This is a genomic window from Streptomyces sp. 142MFCol3.1, assembly GCF_000424945.1.
In the GTDB taxonomy this organism is placed as follows: domain Bacteria; phylum Actinomycetota; class Actinomycetes; order Streptomycetales; family Streptomycetaceae; genus Streptomyces; species Streptomyces siamensis.
The window spans coordinates 60,472-75,109 of the sequence record NZ_AUKV01000008.1 but is presented as its reverse complement, the minus strand read 5'-3'; the positions used below and the strand labels follow the sequence as shown (position 1 = coordinate 75,109).

14 protein-coding genes and 1 pseudogene are annotated in these 14,638 nt (G+C 72.3%); 5 read left to right on the top strand and 10 right to left on the bottom strand.

Annotated features, from left to right (window positions below; all coding sequences use genetic code 11):
- Nucleotides 1-199: 199 nt before the first annotated feature.
- Nucleotides 200-1,192, top strand: coding sequence for a small ribosomal subunit Rsm22 family protein (locus H305_RS0113200; RefSeq protein WP_028800812.1), 993 nt, complete (start codon nucleotides 200-202; stop codon nucleotides 1,190-1,192).
- A 9-nt stretch (nucleotides 1,193-1,201) separates the two neighbouring features.
- Here the strand turns inward: H305_RS0113200 and ddaH are convergent, their stop codons facing one another.
- Nucleotides 1,202-2,059: a dimethylargininase gene (ddaH, locus tag H305_RS45665; protein ID WP_420708054.1), complete on the bottom strand. Its 858-nt coding sequence runs from the start codon at nucleotides 2,057-2,059 to the stop codon at nucleotides 1,202-1,204.
- A 155-nt stretch (nucleotides 2,060-2,214) separates the two neighbouring features.
- Between ddaH and H305_RS0113190 the strand changes: the two genes are divergently transcribed.
- Nucleotides 2,215-2,820, top strand: coding sequence for a TetR/AcrR family transcriptional regulator (locus tag H305_RS0113190; protein ID WP_028800811.1), 606 nt, complete (start codon nucleotides 2,215-2,217; stop codon nucleotides 2,818-2,820).
- A 216-nt stretch (nucleotides 2,821-3,036) separates the two neighbouring features.
- On the opposite strand, the gene H305_RS45660 is transcribed toward H305_RS0113190, so the two are convergent.
- Complete coding sequence (locus tag H305_RS45660) at nucleotides 3,037-3,909, bottom strand: glycerophosphodiester phosphodiesterase (RefSeq protein WP_051370558.1); 873 nt, start codon at nucleotides 3,907-3,909, stop codon at nucleotides 3,037-3,039.
- Between the two features lie 208 nt (nucleotides 3,910-4,117).
- Between H305_RS45660 and H305_RS0113180 the strand changes: the two genes are divergently transcribed.
- A complete protein-coding gene (locus tag H305_RS0113180; protein WP_028800810.1) occupies nucleotides 4,118-4,846 on the top strand; it encodes a bifunctional DNA primase/polymerase in 729 nt (242 codons plus the stop codon).
- A 179-nt stretch (nucleotides 4,847-5,025) separates the two neighbouring features.
- Here H305_RS0113180 and H305_RS0113175 read toward each other — a convergent pair whose 3' ends face one another.
- From H305_RS0113175 to H305_RS54700, 5 genes and pseudogenes are all read right to left on the bottom strand, one after another.
- Nucleotides 5,026-6,039 (bottom strand): hypothetical protein, encoded by a 1,014-nt coding sequence (locus tag H305_RS0113175; RefSeq protein WP_028800809.1) that lies wholly within the window; start codon nucleotides 6,037-6,039, stop codon nucleotides 5,026-5,028.
- Nucleotides 5,996-6,871, bottom strand: a complete 876-nt coding sequence (gene efeU / locus H305_RS0113170; protein ID WP_028800808.1) for an iron uptake transporter permease EfeU — start codon at nucleotides 6,869-6,871, stop codon at nucleotides 5,996-5,998. The genes H305_RS0113175 and efeU overlap by 44 nt, the downstream gene beginning before the upstream one ends.
- Nucleotides 6,872-6,875: 4 nt before the next feature.
- A complete protein-coding gene (gene efeB, locus H305_RS0113165; protein ID WP_028800807.1) occupies nucleotides 6,876-8,156 on the bottom strand; it encodes an iron uptake transporter deferrochelatase/peroxidase subunit in 1,281 nt (426 codons plus the stop codon).
- Between the two features lie 10 nt (nucleotides 8,157-8,166).
- Nucleotides 8,167-9,303, bottom strand: coding sequence for an iron uptake system protein EfeO (efeO, locus tag H305_RS0113160; RefSeq protein WP_028800806.1), 1,137 nt, complete (start codon nucleotides 9,301-9,303; stop codon nucleotides 8,167-8,169).
- A gap of 195 nt (nucleotides 9,304-9,498) precedes the next feature.
- A pseudogene (locus H305_RS54700) lies at nucleotides 9,499-9,799 on the bottom strand (hemin ABC transporter ATP-binding protein); the annotation flags it as partial.
- Nucleotides 9,800-10,000: 201 nt separating this feature from the next.
- Between H305_RS54700 and H305_RS0113150 the strand changes: the two are divergent.
- Nucleotides 10,001-10,645 carry a PhzF family phenazine biosynthesis protein gene (locus H305_RS0113150; RefSeq protein WP_028800804.1) on the top strand — a complete coding sequence of 215 codons (645 nt, stop codon included), beginning with the start codon at nucleotides 10,001-10,003 and terminating at the stop codon, nucleotides 10,643-10,645.
- A gap of 74 nt (nucleotides 10,646-10,719) precedes the next feature.
- Here the strand turns inward: H305_RS0113150 and H305_RS0113145 are convergent, their stop codons facing one another.
- Both H305_RS0113145 and map read right to left on the bottom strand, forming a co-directional pair.
- Nucleotides 10,720-11,367, bottom strand: coding sequence for a heme oxygenase (biliverdin-producing) (locus tag H305_RS0113145; protein WP_028800803.1), 648 nt, complete (start codon nucleotides 11,365-11,367; stop codon nucleotides 10,720-10,722).
- 199 nt (nucleotides 11,368-11,566) lie between these two features.
- Nucleotides 11,567-12,424 carry a type I methionyl aminopeptidase gene (gene map / locus H305_RS0113140; RefSeq protein WP_028800802.1) on the bottom strand — a complete coding sequence of 286 codons (858 nt, stop codon included), beginning with the start codon at nucleotides 12,422-12,424 and terminating at the stop codon, nucleotides 11,567-11,569.
- 58 nt (nucleotides 12,425-12,482) lie between these two features.
- Here map and H305_RS0113135 point away from each other — a divergent pair, with 58 nt between their 5' ends.
- Complete coding sequence (locus H305_RS0113135) at nucleotides 12,483-12,719, top strand: hypothetical protein (RefSeq protein WP_028800801.1); 237 nt, start codon at nucleotides 12,483-12,485, stop codon at nucleotides 12,717-12,719.
- A 277-nt stretch (nucleotides 12,720-12,996) separates the two neighbouring features.
- Here the strand turns inward: H305_RS0113135 and H305_RS0113130 are convergent, their stop codons facing one another.
- Nucleotides 12,997-14,289 (bottom strand): MFS transporter, encoded by a 1,293-nt coding sequence (locus H305_RS0113130; protein WP_028800800.1) that lies wholly within the window; start codon nucleotides 14,287-14,289, stop codon nucleotides 12,997-12,999.
- Between the last annotated feature and the right edge of the window lie 349 nt (nucleotides 14,290-14,638).

The window sequence follows — 14,638 nt, the reverse complement described above, 5'->3', positions numbered from 1 at the left end:
GCCGGCTTGGGATCGTGCACGCCGGGTGGGTTCGGCTTCGGATCGTGCACTCAGCCTGGGGTCGGCCGCGGACCGTGCGGGCCGGGTCGGGCCGGCCCCCGACCGCGTACGCCGGGTGGGGCCGGAGGCGGTGCAGAGCGCCGCTGGAGATCTGTCGGCGCCGGCCGGAGGGTGTCTGCGCCGACCGTAGAATCGCGGGGTGAACGCCCCCCTTCCCCCCGCCGACACCCTGCGCACCGCCCTCGCCGGGCTGCTGGAGGGCCTGCCGCCGAAGGCCGCCGCGCAGGCCGTGGAACGGCTGATCGCCAACTACCGGGGGACCACCCCGACGCACGCGCCGATCCTCCGCGACCGCTCGGACGTCGTCGCGTACGCCGCATACCGGATGCCCGCGACGTTCGAGGCGGTGCGCGCCGCGCTGGAGGAGTTCGCGGACGCGGTGCCCGGCTGGGCCCCGGGCAGCCACGTGGACGTCGGCGGCGGCACCGGCGCCGCCACCTGGGCGGTGAACGCCACCTGGGAGGGCACCCGCCCGGTGACGGTCCTCGACTGGGCCGAACCCGCGCTCGCGCTCGGCAGCGAGATCGCCGCCGCGAATCCCGAGCTGAAGTCCGCGCAGTGGCGGCGCTCCCGCATCGGGGCGGCGCTCACCGTCGAGAGCACCGATCTCGTCACCGTCTCCTACGTCCTGGGCGAACTGACCGACGACGACCGCGCCAGCGTCGTGGCCGCCGCGGCCACTGCCGCTCAGGCCGTCGTGATCATCGAGCCCGGCACCCCGGACGGCTACGCCCGCGTCATCGAGGCCCGCGACCGGTTGATCGACGCCGGGTTCCACGTCGCCGCCCCCTGCCCGCACAGCGCGGCCTGCCCCATCGTGCCCGGCGAGGACTGGTGCCACTTCTCGGCCCGGGTCGCCCGCTCCTCCCTGCACCGCCGGGTCAAGGGCGGCTCCCTGCCCTACGAGGACGAGAAGTTCAGCTACGTGGCCGCCACCCGCTTCCTGCCCGAGCCGGCGGCCTCCCGGGTTGTGCGCAAGCCGCAGATCCGCAAGGGGCAGGTGCTGCTGGACCTGTGCGGCCCGGACGAGTCGTTGCGGCGGGAGACGGTGACGAAGCGTCACGGACCGCTGTACCGGGCGGCCCGTGACGCGGAGTGGGGTGACGCGTGGCCGCCCGCCGACACCCCGTAGGGCCTGACGTCACACGCCGGTACGTCCCGCGACGCCCGGCGGGCCCTGGGAGCGCAGCTCCTGGGTGCAGCACTTCACGCTGCCGCCGCCCTTGAGGAGTTCGCTCAGGTCGATCGGGACGGGCTCGAAGCCGCGCTCCCGCAGGGGCTCCAGCAGGCCCGTCGCGGCCTGGGGGAGCAGTACGTGCAGGCCGTCCGAGACCGCGTTGAGCCCGAACGCCGCGGCGTCCTCGGCGGTGGCGATCAGGGCGTCGGGGAACAGTCTGCGCAGTGCCTCGCGGCTGCCGGGGGAGAAGGCCGGCGGGTAGTACATGATCTCGTCCGCGCTGTCGTCCAGGACCGCGAGTGCCGTGTCCAGGTGGTAGTAGCGCGGGTCGACGAGGTCGAGCCCGATCACCGGGCGGCCGAAGAACTCCTGGGCCTCTCCGTGCGAGAGGGGACTCGCGCGAAAGCCGCGGCCCGCGAGCAGGTAGGACGAGGTGACCGTGAAGTCGCCCTCCCCTTCGTTGACGTGCACCGGCTCCTGTACCCGCGGGAAGCCGTGCGCGCGGAACCATTCCAGGTGGGCCGGTGCCTCCGGGGCGCGCTCGCGGTGCGCGAACCGGGCACCGAGGACCCGGCCGTCCACGACGGTCGCGCCGTTCGCCGCGAAGACCATGTCCGGCAGCCCGGGGCGGGGTTCGAGCTCCTCGACGGTGTGGCCGAGGGAGCGGTACCGGTCGCGGAGGTCCTCCCACTGGGCGACGGCGAGCGGCACGTCGACCGGCTTGGCGGGATTCATCCACGGATTGATGGCGTACGTGACCTCGAAGTGCGTGGGCGGGCACATGAGATAGCGCCGGGGCGTGGCGCGCCGGGGAGGGTGCAAGGAGGGCTCCTTACGCAACCGCAGGGGCAGTTGGTGCCATGGTGCGCCGAGGGGTGCGCGGTGCCCGGGAGCCGAAAGGGTTGTGTCCGCCGGGGCCGGGCGGGCTCCGGCCGGAGGCGAGACGGAGCGTATCGCCCGCTTGGTAAATTTCCCTCATGGCCGAGAAACCCACCCCGGACGCCACCCGTCGCAGCGCCAGGTCGCGTCGAGCGATCTTCGACGCCGCCCTCGCCCTCGTCGGCGAGGTCGGCTACCCGCGGACCACGATCGAGGGCATCGCGGCCCGCGCCGGGGTCGGCAAACAGACCATCTACCGCTGGTGGCCGTCGAAGGCGGACGTGCTGCTGGAGGCGTTCATGGACCTCGGCGAGCGGTCCGCGGGGCAGGAGCCGTACGAGATCCCGGACACGGGCGACCTGGCCGCCGACCTCAGGCTGGTCCTGCGCGCCACCGTGGACGAACTGATCAACCCCGCCTTCGAGGCGCCGGCCCGCGCGCTGGCCGCCGAGGGCGTCGTCAACGACCAGATCGGCGCCGAGTTCGTCGCCAAGCTCCTCGAACCCCAGCTCCAGCTGTACGTGAAGCGGCTGCGTTCGGCGCAGGACCGCGGCGACGTGCGCGCGGACGTCGACCCCCGGATCGCCCTGGAGCTGTTCGTCTCCCCGCTCGCCCAGCGCTGGCTCCAGCGCACCGGCCCGATCTCCTACGACTACACCGACACGCTCGTCGACTACGCCCTCCATGGGATCGCCCCGCGCTGAGCGGCCAGGGGCCAGAAGACCGCGCGTCCGGCGGCAGACCGCGGGACCGCCGAGCAGCCGGCCAGGGCAGGGGCACGGGACCGGCGGGCCGCCGGCCACGGGCCACAGGCCCAGGGACGGCCGCCGGATCGCGGACCGTCCGCCGGACGGCGGGCCGCCGACCGGGGCCACGCGCCACACGCGCGGACCTCCGCCGGACCGCGGACCGCCCGGTCGCTAGCGGGTCGCCCCCGGACGGACGGCCGACGGCACGGCGGAGGCACGCTCGTCCGCCGCCAGGCGGCCCGGAGCGTCCGTGACGATCCCGTCGCAGCCCAGCGCGAGCGCCCGGTCCCGATCGGCCGGGGTGACCACGGTGTGCGCCCACACCCGCGGCACGCCGGAGCGCACGGCGCGCTCCAGATCGGCCTCGCGAGCCTTGTGGTCGACGTCGAGCACGTCCAGGAACGAGGCCCAGCGCGCGGGCCGGTCGCGGCGCATCTGGGCCGCCGAGCGCCACAGCTGGCTGAGCAGGCCCAGCCGGTGGATACGACGGGCCATCACCGGGTCGTTGGTGTTGACGAAAACCGAGCGGGTGAGGCCGCGGCCGCGGACCATGCCGGCCAGCGCGTCCAGGCTGCGCGGATCCTTCGCCTCCATCGTCAGCACGATCCGCCCGCCGAACCGGTCCAGGACCTCGGCGACGGTCGGCGGCCGCTCCGCGGGCCAGCTGCCGGGCAGCCCCTCCGCGGGGCGCAGCCGCACCCGCCGCCAGTCCTCGGCGGTCAGGTCCCGGACCCGGCCGTGCGAGTGGGTGGTGCGGTCCAGGGTCGCGTCGTGCATCACGACCATGGTCCCGTCGCGCAGCATCTGCGTGTCCAGATCGAGGACCTGGGCCGTTCGCCGCTCGTAGGCCGTCACCAGGCCCGACATGCTGTTCTCCGGTACCTCCCGGGCGCCGCCGCGGTGCGCCACGTGGACGACGCGGGGCAGCGCGTCCACCGTCAGGGGTCCGGCGCCCCACTCCAGCGGGGACGGCGGGCCGCCGTGTCCGGCGAGGGCGAGCGAGGCGAGCGTGACCAGACCGGCGAGGGCAGTCCGTGTGAGCATGGCGACCACGGTAGGGGTGTAAATCAACGCAAAGTGGTCAATGACACTCGATTTGAAGGAGGCGAACACATGGCCCCACCCACCCCGGATGCGGGCTCTGGCCACCCGGAGCGCAGGATGGTGGGACGATAGGGCTTGCGGACGGCCCCGGAACGGGCTGTCGGCCCCGGATGGTTGTCGTCGGGACCAACGGCTAGCGAGGGGATAGATGAGCGCAGAGTTCGGTCGCCGCTCCGGCGCGCAGGGCAGGATCTCCCAATGGCTGCGTGGACGCCGCCAGAAGGAGACCGCCGACGACGGCGGGCGTGAGGCCCTGCTGCTCGCCGTCGCCGCCGCGGGACTGCCGCTCGCGCAGGCCGCCCACCCCTCCGGCTACCGCTGCTCCTGCGACCGCGTCGGCTGTCCCACCCCCGCCCGCCACCCGGTCTCCTTCGCCTGGCAGACGCAGTCCACCACCGACCGCGCCCAGATCGAGCGATGGGCCCGGCATCAGCCGCAGGCCAACTTCATCACCGCGACCGGCATGGTGCACGACGTCCTCGACGTGCCGCTGGAGGCGGGCCGTGAGGCGCTGGAGCAGATGCTCGCCTCCGGGATCGAGGTGGGTCCCGTCGCCGAGAGCGGCGACGGCCGGATGCTCTTCTTCACCCTCACCCGCGGTACGCCCGAGGACGAGGACGAGTGGTGGCCCTGCGAGCTGGACTGTCACCCCGAGACGATGGACGAGCACCCGGGGTTCCGCTGGCACTGCCGCGGCTCCTACGTCCTCGTCCCGCCGGCCCGGCTCCCCGGCGACCTGACCGTCGACTGGGTGCGCGGACCCGAGCACGCCCTGCCGGACCCGCTCAGCCTGCTGGAGATCCTCACCGACGCGTGTGCCCGGCACGCGGGGCAGCAGGACACGGACCAGCTTGCCGCCTGGCCCCACCGGCACTGACGGCCCGCACGGGGGACGGACCGACCGCGTGACTGGAGTCGCCGGCACGGGACCGACCCCGCGTCCGGTGCGACGTGACGGGACCGACCCGGTGTCCGGTGCGACGTGACGGGACCGACCCGGTGTCCGGTGCGACGTGACGGGACCGAGCCGGTGCCCGGTGCGTCGTGACGGGCGGGCTACTCGCCCTTCGCCCCCGTCAGCCCCTCGATCCGTCCCAGTACCGAGACCCGAGGGTCCCCCGAGCCCTTCGCCGGATCCAGGGCCACCTGGTTGGAGACGAACTCCAGGGTGAGGGACTGCTTGATCTCGCCGGTCGTCAGGGCTTGGACGTCCGCCGTGGGCGCGGGGATCTCGGTGCCCGCCGCGGCGGTCTGCTTCTCGTAGCGATGCGTGGTGAAGAACACCAGTGCCCCGCCGCCCGTCGTGCGCAGCCCCACCGGGGCGTACTCGCCCGAGGACATCGGCTCGTCGATGTACTGCCGGGCGAGTCCGGGCTTGCTCGCGAACTTCTTGCGCTGGGCCCGCCACTGCGAGGTGTGCGTTCCGGGGCCGAACTCGTCGCCGCCGGACCTGAGATAGGCCGCGTAGGTCCGGCTGAGCTTGCCGGGCTCGACCGCCAGGGCGGCGTCGTCGGCCGTGACGGGCTGGGCCCAGCCGTCCTCGTCCGTCTCGAACTTCGGCACGTCCCCGGCGGCGAGGACCGTCAGGTACGACACCGCCCAGACGTCGTCGGCGCTCGGGCGGGTGAAGACGAGCAGCCAACGGCTGCCCTTGACGCCCTTGTTGGCCGCCGTGTCGGCCACGAACCAGCGCGGCCAGGCGGCCTTCTCGGGTATCACGAACTTGGCGTCCGTGAACGTCAGCGGCGAATGCGACGGATTGCCGCCCGGGTTGTTCTTGTGTCCCGCCTTCAGCTTCGCGGCGTCGATGTCGGCGAGCGGCCCGGCGACCCGGTCCGCGTCCAGCGAACGGTCGTACTCCTCGTCCGCCTTGTTGTAGGCGGTGGTGAAGTCCTTGAGCGCGCGGGCGGCTTCGGGCCGGGTCGCCGCCGGTACGACCTCCCGCTCGCCGTGCACCACCACGCAGCCGCTCGCCGTCAGCGACAGAACGGTCAACGCCCCCGTTGCCAGGGCGAATCGATTGAGACTACGAAGCGTTCGTGGGCTGCGACCCGTGCGATCCCTGCTCATCAGGTGCCTTCACCTTCCCCTTCCCGGAGGCGAACCCTACCGGGGCGAGGAAGACGGCGAGCGTCGGGACCAGGTACAGCGCCCACACCGTGACCTGGAGGACGGTCGGGTCCGGCTGGAAGTTGAAGACGCCCTTCAGCAGGGTGCCGTACCAGCTCGTCGGGTCGATGGTGCCGCTGATGTCGAACGCCAGGTTCGTCAGGCCCGGGATGAAGTCGGCCTCCTGGAGGTCGTGGACGCCGTAAGCGAGCACGCCGGCGGCGACGACGACCAGCATGCCGCCGGTCCAGGTGAAGAACTTGGCGAGGTTGATCCGCAGCGCGCCCCGGTAGAACAGCCAGCCGAGCAGGACCGCGGTGGCGAGGCCGAGGGCCACTCCGATCAGCGGGCGGGGCGTGCCGTCGCTGGCCGCGTGCACCGACGCCCACACGAACAGCGCGGTCTCCAGGCCCTCACGGCCCACCGCCAGGAACGCGGTCGCCACCAGGGCACCCGTGCCCATGGCGAGCGCGGCGTCCAGCTTGCCGTGCAGCTCGCTCTTGAGGTGCCGCGCGGTGCGCCGCATCCAGAAGACCATCCACGTCACCAGGCCGACCGCCAGGATGGACAGCGAGCCGCCGAGCGCCTCCTGCGCCTGGAACGTCATCTCCTGGGAGCCGAATTCGAGCGCGCAGCCGAAGCCGAGCGCCAGCGCGACCGCGACGCCGATGCCGAGCCAGATCGGCCGCAGCGCGTCCCGGCGGCCGGTCTTCACCAGGTAGGCGATCAGGATGCAGACGACGAGGCTCGCCTCCAGCCCCTCGCGCAGACCGATCAGGTAGTTGCTGAACACTGGGCTACGCCTCCTCGGAGAACAGCGCCCGGCCCCACCAGTCGTCCTTGCCGCGGACACCGGGCGGGACGGCGAAGACCGCCGAACTCACGTGCTGGATGTACTCGTTGAGCGCGTCCGAGCGCGACAGGCTGCGCTGGAGCGGGATGAAGCCCTTGCGCACGTCGCGCTGGTAGGCGAGGAAGAACAGGCCCGCGTCCAGACGGCCGAGGCCGTCCGTGCCGTCCGTGAACGAGTAGCCCCGTCGCAGGATCGTCACGCCGTTGTTGGAGTCGGGGTGCGCGAGCCGTACGTGCGCGTCCGGCTTCATCGCCTTCAGGAAGGGCTTGTCGTGCTCCTTCGCCTTGCCCACCGGAGCGCCTTCGCCCTTGTCGCGGCCGAAGATGTCCTCCTGCTCCTGGAGCGAGGTGCGGTCCCAGGTCTCGATGTGCATCCGGATGCGGCGGGCGACGAGGTACGAGCCGCCGGCCATCCAGTCGGGCCCGTCCTTCTCGCCGACCCACACGAACTTCTCCAGCCGGTCCTTCTCCGTGCCGGCGATGTTGCGCGTGCCGTCCTTGAAGCCCATCAGGTTGCGCGGGGTCTGCGCGTCCGGGGTGGTGGACGAGGTCTTGCCGAAGCCGAGCTGGGACCAGCGGATGACGACCTTGCCGAAGCCGATGCGGGCCAGGTTGCGGATCGCGTGCACCGCGACCTGCGGGTCGTCCGCGCACGCCTGGATGCACAGATCGCCGTTGCTGCGGGTCTTCTCCAGGGCGTCGCCCGGGAACTGCGGCAGATCGACGAGTGCCTCGGGGCGCCGGTCGCTCAGCCCGAACTTCTCGAACAGTGAGGGGCCGAAGCCGATCGTCAGCGTCAGCCGCGACGGCTTGAGGCCCAGCGCCTCACCGGTGTCGTCCGGCGGCGCCTCGGCCAGACCGCCGTACGCCCCCTCGCCGACCGCGTGCCCCGCGGTCATCCGCCGGGCGGCGGCCGTCCAGTCCTTCAGCATCTGCACGAACTCGGCGCGGTCGTCCGTCTGCACGTCGAACGCGGCGAAGTGCAGCCGGTCCTGCACCGGCGTCGCGATGCCCGCCTGGTGTGCGCCGTGGAAGGCGACCGCGCCGCCCGCGTCGGCGCCGGCCGGGTCCACGTCGTTGCCGGTGCGGGTCATCGCCACTGCGCCGCCGGCCGCGGCGGCGCCGAGCGCGAGCCCGGCACCGCCCCAGCCGATCAGCGAACGCCGTGACGGCGCGGACGAGCCCGTGTTCTCGGCGGTTCCGGGGGTTTCCGTGGTGTCCGTCATGGTGCTGCTCCTACTTCACGACGGCGGCGGCGAGCTTGGACAGGGGCTCGGCGAGCGCGTTCACGGCGTCGGAGAGCTCCTTGCGGTCGGCCTTGCCGACCTTGTCGTACGAGGTGAAGACGTACGAGGACTTGTCCGTGCGGTACGTGTCGAGCAGCGCGTCGAGCGCCGTGAACTGCTTGTCGAGCTCCGTGGTCAGTGCCGCGTCGTTCTCCCGGGCGACCGGCTTCAGGAGCTCGTACGCCTTCTGCGCGCCCTCGACGTTGCCCTTGAAGTCGGTCAGGTCGGTGTGCGAGTAACGGTCCTCCTCGCCGGTGACCTTGCCGGTGGCGACCTCGTCGAGCAGTTCCTTGGCACCGTTGGCCATGGATGTCGGGGTGATCTCGGCCTTGCCGACCCGCTTCTGCCAGTCCTTCAGGTCGGTGACGAGCTGGTCGGCGAGGGTCTTCTCCTCCGCGCCGATCTTCTTGTCGTGCCACAGGGCCTTCTCCAGACGGTGCCAGCCCGTCCACTTCTGGCCGTCCTCCAGGCCGTCCTCGCGGACGTCGACCTTCGGGTCGATGTCCCCGAAGGACTCCGCGACGGGCTCGGTGCGCTCCCAGCCGAGGCGGGAGTCGGCGAACGCCTTCTTCGCGGCCTCCATGTCGCCGTCCTTGACGGACTTCGCGAACGCCTCGGCCTTGGGCAGCGTGGCGTCGGCCTGCTCCTGCGCGTATTCGCGGTAGGCGGCGACGGCCTTGTCGAGGCGCGGGTCCCGCTCGGCGACCTTGCCGCCGGTGACCGTGAGCTTCTGGCGGACGCCGTGGCCCTTCATGCCCGGACGGCAGGCGATCTCGTACGAACCGGCCTTCACCTCGGCGGTCAGCGTGTACTTGGTGCCGGGCCCGATGTTCTCCTTCTCGGAGACGATCCGGTCGTCCGGGAAGACGATCTCGACCTCGGTGGCCTTCGACCCCTTGTTCTCGATCTTGAGCGTGACCTGGCCGGCCGGGACGGTCTTGGCGGAGGTGTCGCACTTGCTGTCGGCGGCGGTCACCTGGATCGCGTCACCGTTCTTGGCGTCGCTCTTCTCGGTGCAGCCCGTGACGGCGGTCAGAGCTGCCGCGGTGGCGGCAGCGGTGACAACTGAGAGGCGGACGGCTCGCATTCAGGCTCCAGGAGAAGTCGGACAAACCGCACGGCGGTGACCGCGTCGGCATGGTGAGGCTGACCTAACTTATCTGAGGCTTCCCTCACTCGTACCCACCCCTCCGGTGATTCAGCTCTCACAGACGGTGTACAGGCACGGCCTGATCACGGTGGCCAAAAGCCGACCCCATGAAATGGTCAAGCGAAAGTCAAGAGTCCGGTCGGGTGTGAGCAGTACGGCACCCGTCCCGGGGTGCGGGAACACCTCGTCCGGCCGTCGGTGGGCCTCGCCGAGGAGACCGGCGGTGAAGACCTCGGTCGGAGGGTCGGCGGCCGCGGCACGACCGGCGCACAGAATCGCCACCCGGTGCGCGTACGCCGCGAGCCCCGGATCGTGCAGCACCACGACCACCGCGTCCCCCGCCACGCGCCCTTTCGCGGCAGACCCGCGGCACCGACTCCCGGTGCCGCATGCCGAGTGCGGCCGTCGGCTCGTCGGGCAGCGGCGGCGCACGCGGAACGGCAGTTACGGACTCGACCTCCCTTCAGTGACCTCACCCCCCAGCGACCTCACCTCCGCGGGCCACGCGGCGCGGGCCTTCGGGTCGGGGTATCGGGGTCGGGGTCTCGGGGTCCGGCGCACGTGTCCAGGGCCTCGGGGTGCTGGCGGCACGGTCCGGGACGCGTCCGCGGCTCGGGTGATGTTGAATGCCGGAGTGACTGACTACGACGTGCTCCGGGTGTTCTGCGGACCCGGCGGCGGATACGGCAACGAGCTCGGTGTCGTGCGCGACGGCTCCGTGCTGCCGGACCGCGAGGAACGGCAGGAGCTCGCCGCCAAGCTCGGGTTCAGCGAGACCGTGTTCGTCGACGACCCCGAGCGCGGGGTGATCGACATCTACACGCCGACACTGCGGCTGCCGTTCGCCGGGCATCCCTGCGTGGGAGTGGGCTGGTTGCTCGACGTGCCCGAACTGGTCACCCCCGCCGGGACGGTGGGGGTACGGCTCGACGGCGAGTTCAGCTGGATCGAGGCACGGGCCGAGTGGGCGCCGGAGCGCACGCTGCGGCAGTACGGATCGGCCGCCGAGGTCGACGCGCTGACCGTGCCGCCGCCGGGGGAGTGGATCTACGCGTGGGCGTGGGAGGACGAGGCGGCCGGCCGTGTGCGCGCCCGTGCCTTCCCCGGCCGTGACGACGGCATCGACGAGGACGAGGCGACGGGCGCGGCGGCGCTGCTGCTCACCGATCGCCTGGGCCGCGCTCTCAACATCGTGCAAGGCGCCGGTTCGCAGATCCTCACGGCTCCGCAGCCGCACGGCTGGGTCGAGGTGGGCGGACGGGTCCTGCTGGAACGCTGACGGTCCCGGGCCGAGGCATCGGGCGGCCTCCGGCTCGCCGCCGCAGGCCGCTCGCGGTTCCGGTCCTCCGACGGTCACGCCGTGAGCGGGAACTCCTCGCCCAGGGCGCGGAGGACGGCGGTGTTCAGCGCGAACGCCTGCTTGCACTCCGCGACGATGCGCTGCTTCTCCAGGTCGTCGGCGGGGACCGCGTCCAGCAGTTCGCGGTAGCCGCGCTTGAAGGCGGCCGGATTGCCGATGCCCTCGAAGACGTAGAAGCGGACGCCGTCGCCCTTGCGGGCGAAGCCCCAGGTCTGCTCCGCCTTGCCACGGATGATCTGGCCGCCGGAGAGGTCGCCGAGGTAGCGGGTGTAGTGGTGGGCCACATAGCCGCCGGGCCACTCCCGCGCGCACTCCGCGACGCGGGCGGCGTAGGACCGGGTCGCGGGCAGGGCGGCGAGCGACTCCCGCCACCCGGGGCCCCGGAGATGGGCCAGGTCGCGCTCCAGGGCGGTGCGGCGCAGCAGCTCGGGCCGGATGAACGGGCCGGCCACCGGATCGGACACCAGCCGGTCGGCCGCGGCCTCCAAGGCCTCGTAGACGAACCACAGTTGCTCGGTGTAGCGCGCGTAGGCCTCGACGCCGAGCCGGCCGCCCAGCAGGACGGTCATGAACGTCGAGGTCTCCGCCTCCGCATGCTGCTCGTGCGAGGCGGTGCGGATGAGTGCCGAGAAGGAGTCCATACGCCGCATCATTTAAGGTAAGCCTTACCTAAGTCAACAGCTTGCCGACCACCTGTCGGGAACTTTCCCGACAGTCTGTCGGTAAAAACATACCCCGGCCCGGTCGACCGGGCACGGAGAAGCCCGCCCTCCGAGGAGGGCGGGCTCGATGCTTCCCGGGCCACGGCAACGCTTGCCGGGCTACGGCAGGGCTTGCGGGCTATGGCAGGGTGAGGATGTCCGCCCCGCTGTCCGTCACCACCAGCGTGTGCTCGAACTGGGCGGTACGCCTGCGGTCCTTCGTCACGACGGTCCACCCGTCGTCCCACATGTCGTACTCATGGGTGCCGAGCGTGAGCATGGGCTCGATGGTGAAGGTCATCCCCGGCTGGATGACGGTGGTTGCGTGCGGGCTGTCGTAGTGGGGAATGATCAATCCCGAGTGGAAGGAGGAGTTGATCCCGTGCCCGGTGAAGTCCCGGACGACGCCGTACCCGAACCGCTTCGCGTAGGACTCGATGACCCGGCCGATGACATTGATCTGACGGCCCGGCCTGACGGCCTTGATCGCGCGTTCGAGGGACTCGCGGGTCCGCTCGACCAGCAGCCGCGACTCCTCGTCGACGTCGCCGACCAGGTAGGTCGCGTTGTTGTCGCCGTGCACGCCGCCGATGTACGCCGTGACGTCGAGGTTGATGATGTCGCCGTCCCTGAGGACCGTGGAGTCCGGGATGCCGTGGCAGATGACCTCGTTGACGGAGGTGCACAGCGACTTGGGGAAGCCGCGGTAGCCGAGCGTCGACGGGTAGGCGCCGTGGTCGCACATGTACGCGTGCGCCACGCGGTCCAGCTCGTCCGTCGTCACGCCCGGCGCGATGAGCTTCGCGGCCTCCGCCATCGCCTGCGCGGCGATGCGGCCGGCGACCCGCATGGCCTCGACGGTCTCCGGCGTCTGCACCTCGGGGCCCGTGTACGGCGTGGGGGCGGGCTTGCCCACGTACTCGGGACGCCGGATGTTTCCCGGGACGGGACGGGTGGGAGAGAGCTCCCCTGGTACGAGCAGCGACTGGCCAGACATGCCAGCGAGTCTAACCAGCGGGCATGGGGGACCATGTCCGTGTCGAAAGGAGCCGGTCATGGCCCTGTTCAAGAAGCGGACCGTCGGCAAGCCCGGCGAGTGGTACTACTGCCTGGAGCACAAGAAGGTCGAGGAAGGCCCCGAGTGCCCGGCCAAGAACCGCTTCGGGCCGTACGCCACCCGCGAGGAGGCGGCCCACGCGATGGAGACCGCGCGCGAGCGGAACCTCGAATGGGAAACCGACCCCAAGTGGCACGACGCGTCGGACACGCAGCAGGCCCCCGAGGACCGCTGACCGGCGACCGCCACCCCTTGGATCCGGGGACAGCTGCCAGGCACCCGCTCCCGCCGACGGGCCCCGGCCGCCGATGGGGCGAGCCGAGCCTGTCGGGCGAGGATTCCGGGCGGTGCGGGTGGGAGAGAACCTGCGGCGCCCCCGCGTGACGGGGCCTTGGCGCCGGACGCCCGGGTGAGCGAACCGGCGGCAGCCCACCCGCACCCGGCGGCGCCGCCGGCAACGGGGCCCTGACAACGGCCCCCGGACCAGCGGGCCCCGGCAGCCCACCCGGAGCTCAGAGCGACGCGCCCGCTTCGGCCCCCCGCACCGTCCGCATCCGCACAGCATGCTCATTCGTCCGGACGTCGTACGTCATCAGCTTCGGAAGGAACGCGGCCAGCATCACCACCGCCCCCACGCAGAGCAGCCCACCGGCCCAGATCGACGTCCGCACGCCGGCCCACGCGGCCATGCCACCGGCGCGGACCTGCCCGAGCTGGGGCCCGGCGGAGTACGACAACAGCTCGATCCCGGCGAGCCGCCCACGCAGCTCGTCCGGGATCGTCTGGTTCCAGATGGCGGCGCGGAAGATCCCGCTGACCATGTCGCAGCAGCCGCCGAGCGTCAGGAAGAGCAGCACCAGCCACACGTTGTGCACGACCCCCGCCGCCGCCATGGCGAGGCCCCAGCACGCCGCGGCGAGAGCGACCATCCGCCCGTGCCGGTGGATGTGGGAGGTCCACCCGCTGGTGAGGCTCACCAGCAGCGACCCGGCGGGAACCGCGGCGTACATCAGCCCCAGCGACCACTCCGCGTCCAACTCGTCCGCGAGGAACGGCAGCAACGCCAGCGGCATCGCGAGGAACATCGCCGCGAGGTCGAGCGCGTACGTGCCGAGCAGCTCCTTGCGGCTCCACGCGTATCGCGCGCCCTCCGCGACGGACCGCAGGGACGGCCTGGCCGCCTCGTGCGAGGCGGGCGACGCGGCCAGCCCCACGGCCAGCGTCACCGACACGGCGAAGGTCGCCAGGTCCACGGCGTACGCCCAGCCCAGCCCGGCGTAGGCGACGACGACGCCGGCGAGCGCGGGGCCCGCCACCCCGCCCACGGTCCAGCGCAGGGAGTTGAGCGCGGCGGCGGCCGGCAGATGCTCGTGGGCCACGATCCGCGGCAGGAGCGAGTCGAGTGCGGGCCGCTGGACGGCGACGAGCGCGGAGGACAGCGCGGCGACGGCGTACAGCGGCCACACCGCGGGGTGCGGCAGCGACGCGTTCACCAGGAGCGCGACGCACAGCAGGCCCAGCCCGGCCTCGGTACGGAGGATCAGTTTCCGTTTGTCCAGCGCGTCGGCGAGGGCGCCGCCGTACAGGCCGAACACCACCAGGGGCACGAGCTCGACGGCCCCGAGCGCGCCCACCGCCACGGCCGATCCGGTCAGGTCCTTCATCTGCACCGGCAGCGCGACGAAGGTCAGGAAGCTGCCGAAGTTGGTGATCAGCCCCGCCACCCACAGGCGTCGGAAGTCGGCGGAGCTTCGCCACGGCGCGAGATCGGGCAGCAGGGAGCGGAGTCGGGAGGAGGGGGCCACAACGGGCCATGCTCGGCGGATGCGCGGAGCGGAGCAACCGCTTTTCCAGGCCGCCCGGCCGCGCGCAGCAACCCCGCACCACCGCCGGCGCGACACCGGACCCGTGCCGTCACCGTGCGACATCGGACCCGTGCCGTCACCGTGCGGCGGCGTTCCCGGGATGCCTTCGCGCGACAGCGTTCCCCGGGCGTCGGCCTGCGGCGATCGCGCGACAGCGTTCCCAGGCGTCACGGTGGGACAGCGTTCCCGGGCCGTCACCGTCCGGCAGCGACGCCCGGGCCGTCACCGTCCGGCAGCGATGCCGGGGCCGCCCTGGCGGCGGCGCGGGGGCCGACGCGGAGAGCGGCCC

Excerpts from the sequence above, each read along its gene's own strand:
- efeO (WP_028800806.1), bottom strand. The coding sequence starts at position 9,303 with ATGCGAGCCGTCCGCCTCTCAGTTGTCACCGCTGCCGCCACCGCGGCA.
- H305_RS0113175 (WP_028800809.1), bottom strand. The coding sequence starts at position 6,039 with ATGAGCAGGGATCGCACGGGTCGCAGCCCACGAACGCTTCGTAGTCTC.
- H305_RS0113190 (WP_028800811.1), top strand. The coding sequence starts at position 2,215 with ATGGCCGAGAAACCCACCCCGGACGCCACCCGTCGCAGCGCCAGGTCG.
- efeB (WP_028800807.1), bottom strand. The coding sequence starts at position 8,156 with ATGACGGACACCACGGAAACCCCCGGAACCGCCGAGAACACGGGCTCG.
- H305_RS0113145 (WP_028800803.1), bottom strand. The coding sequence starts at position 11,367 with ATGGACTCCTTCTCGGCACTCATCCGCACCGCCTCGCACGAGCAGCAT.
- H305_RS0113180 (WP_028800810.1), top strand. The coding sequence starts at position 4,118 with ATGAGCGCAGAGTTCGGTCGCCGCTCCGGCGCGCAGGGCAGGATCTCC.
- H305_RS45660 (WP_051370558.1), bottom strand. The coding sequence starts at position 3,909 with ATGCTCACACGGACTGCCCTCGCCGGTCTGGTCACGCTCGCCTCGCTC.
- map (WP_028800802.1), bottom strand. The coding sequence starts at position 12,424 with ATGTCTGGCCAGTCGCTGCTCGTACCAGGGGAGCTCTCTCCCACCCGT.
- H305_RS0113135 (WP_028800801.1), top strand. The coding sequence starts at position 12,483 with ATGGCCCTGTTCAAGAAGCGGACCGTCGGCAAGCCCGGCGAGTGGTAC.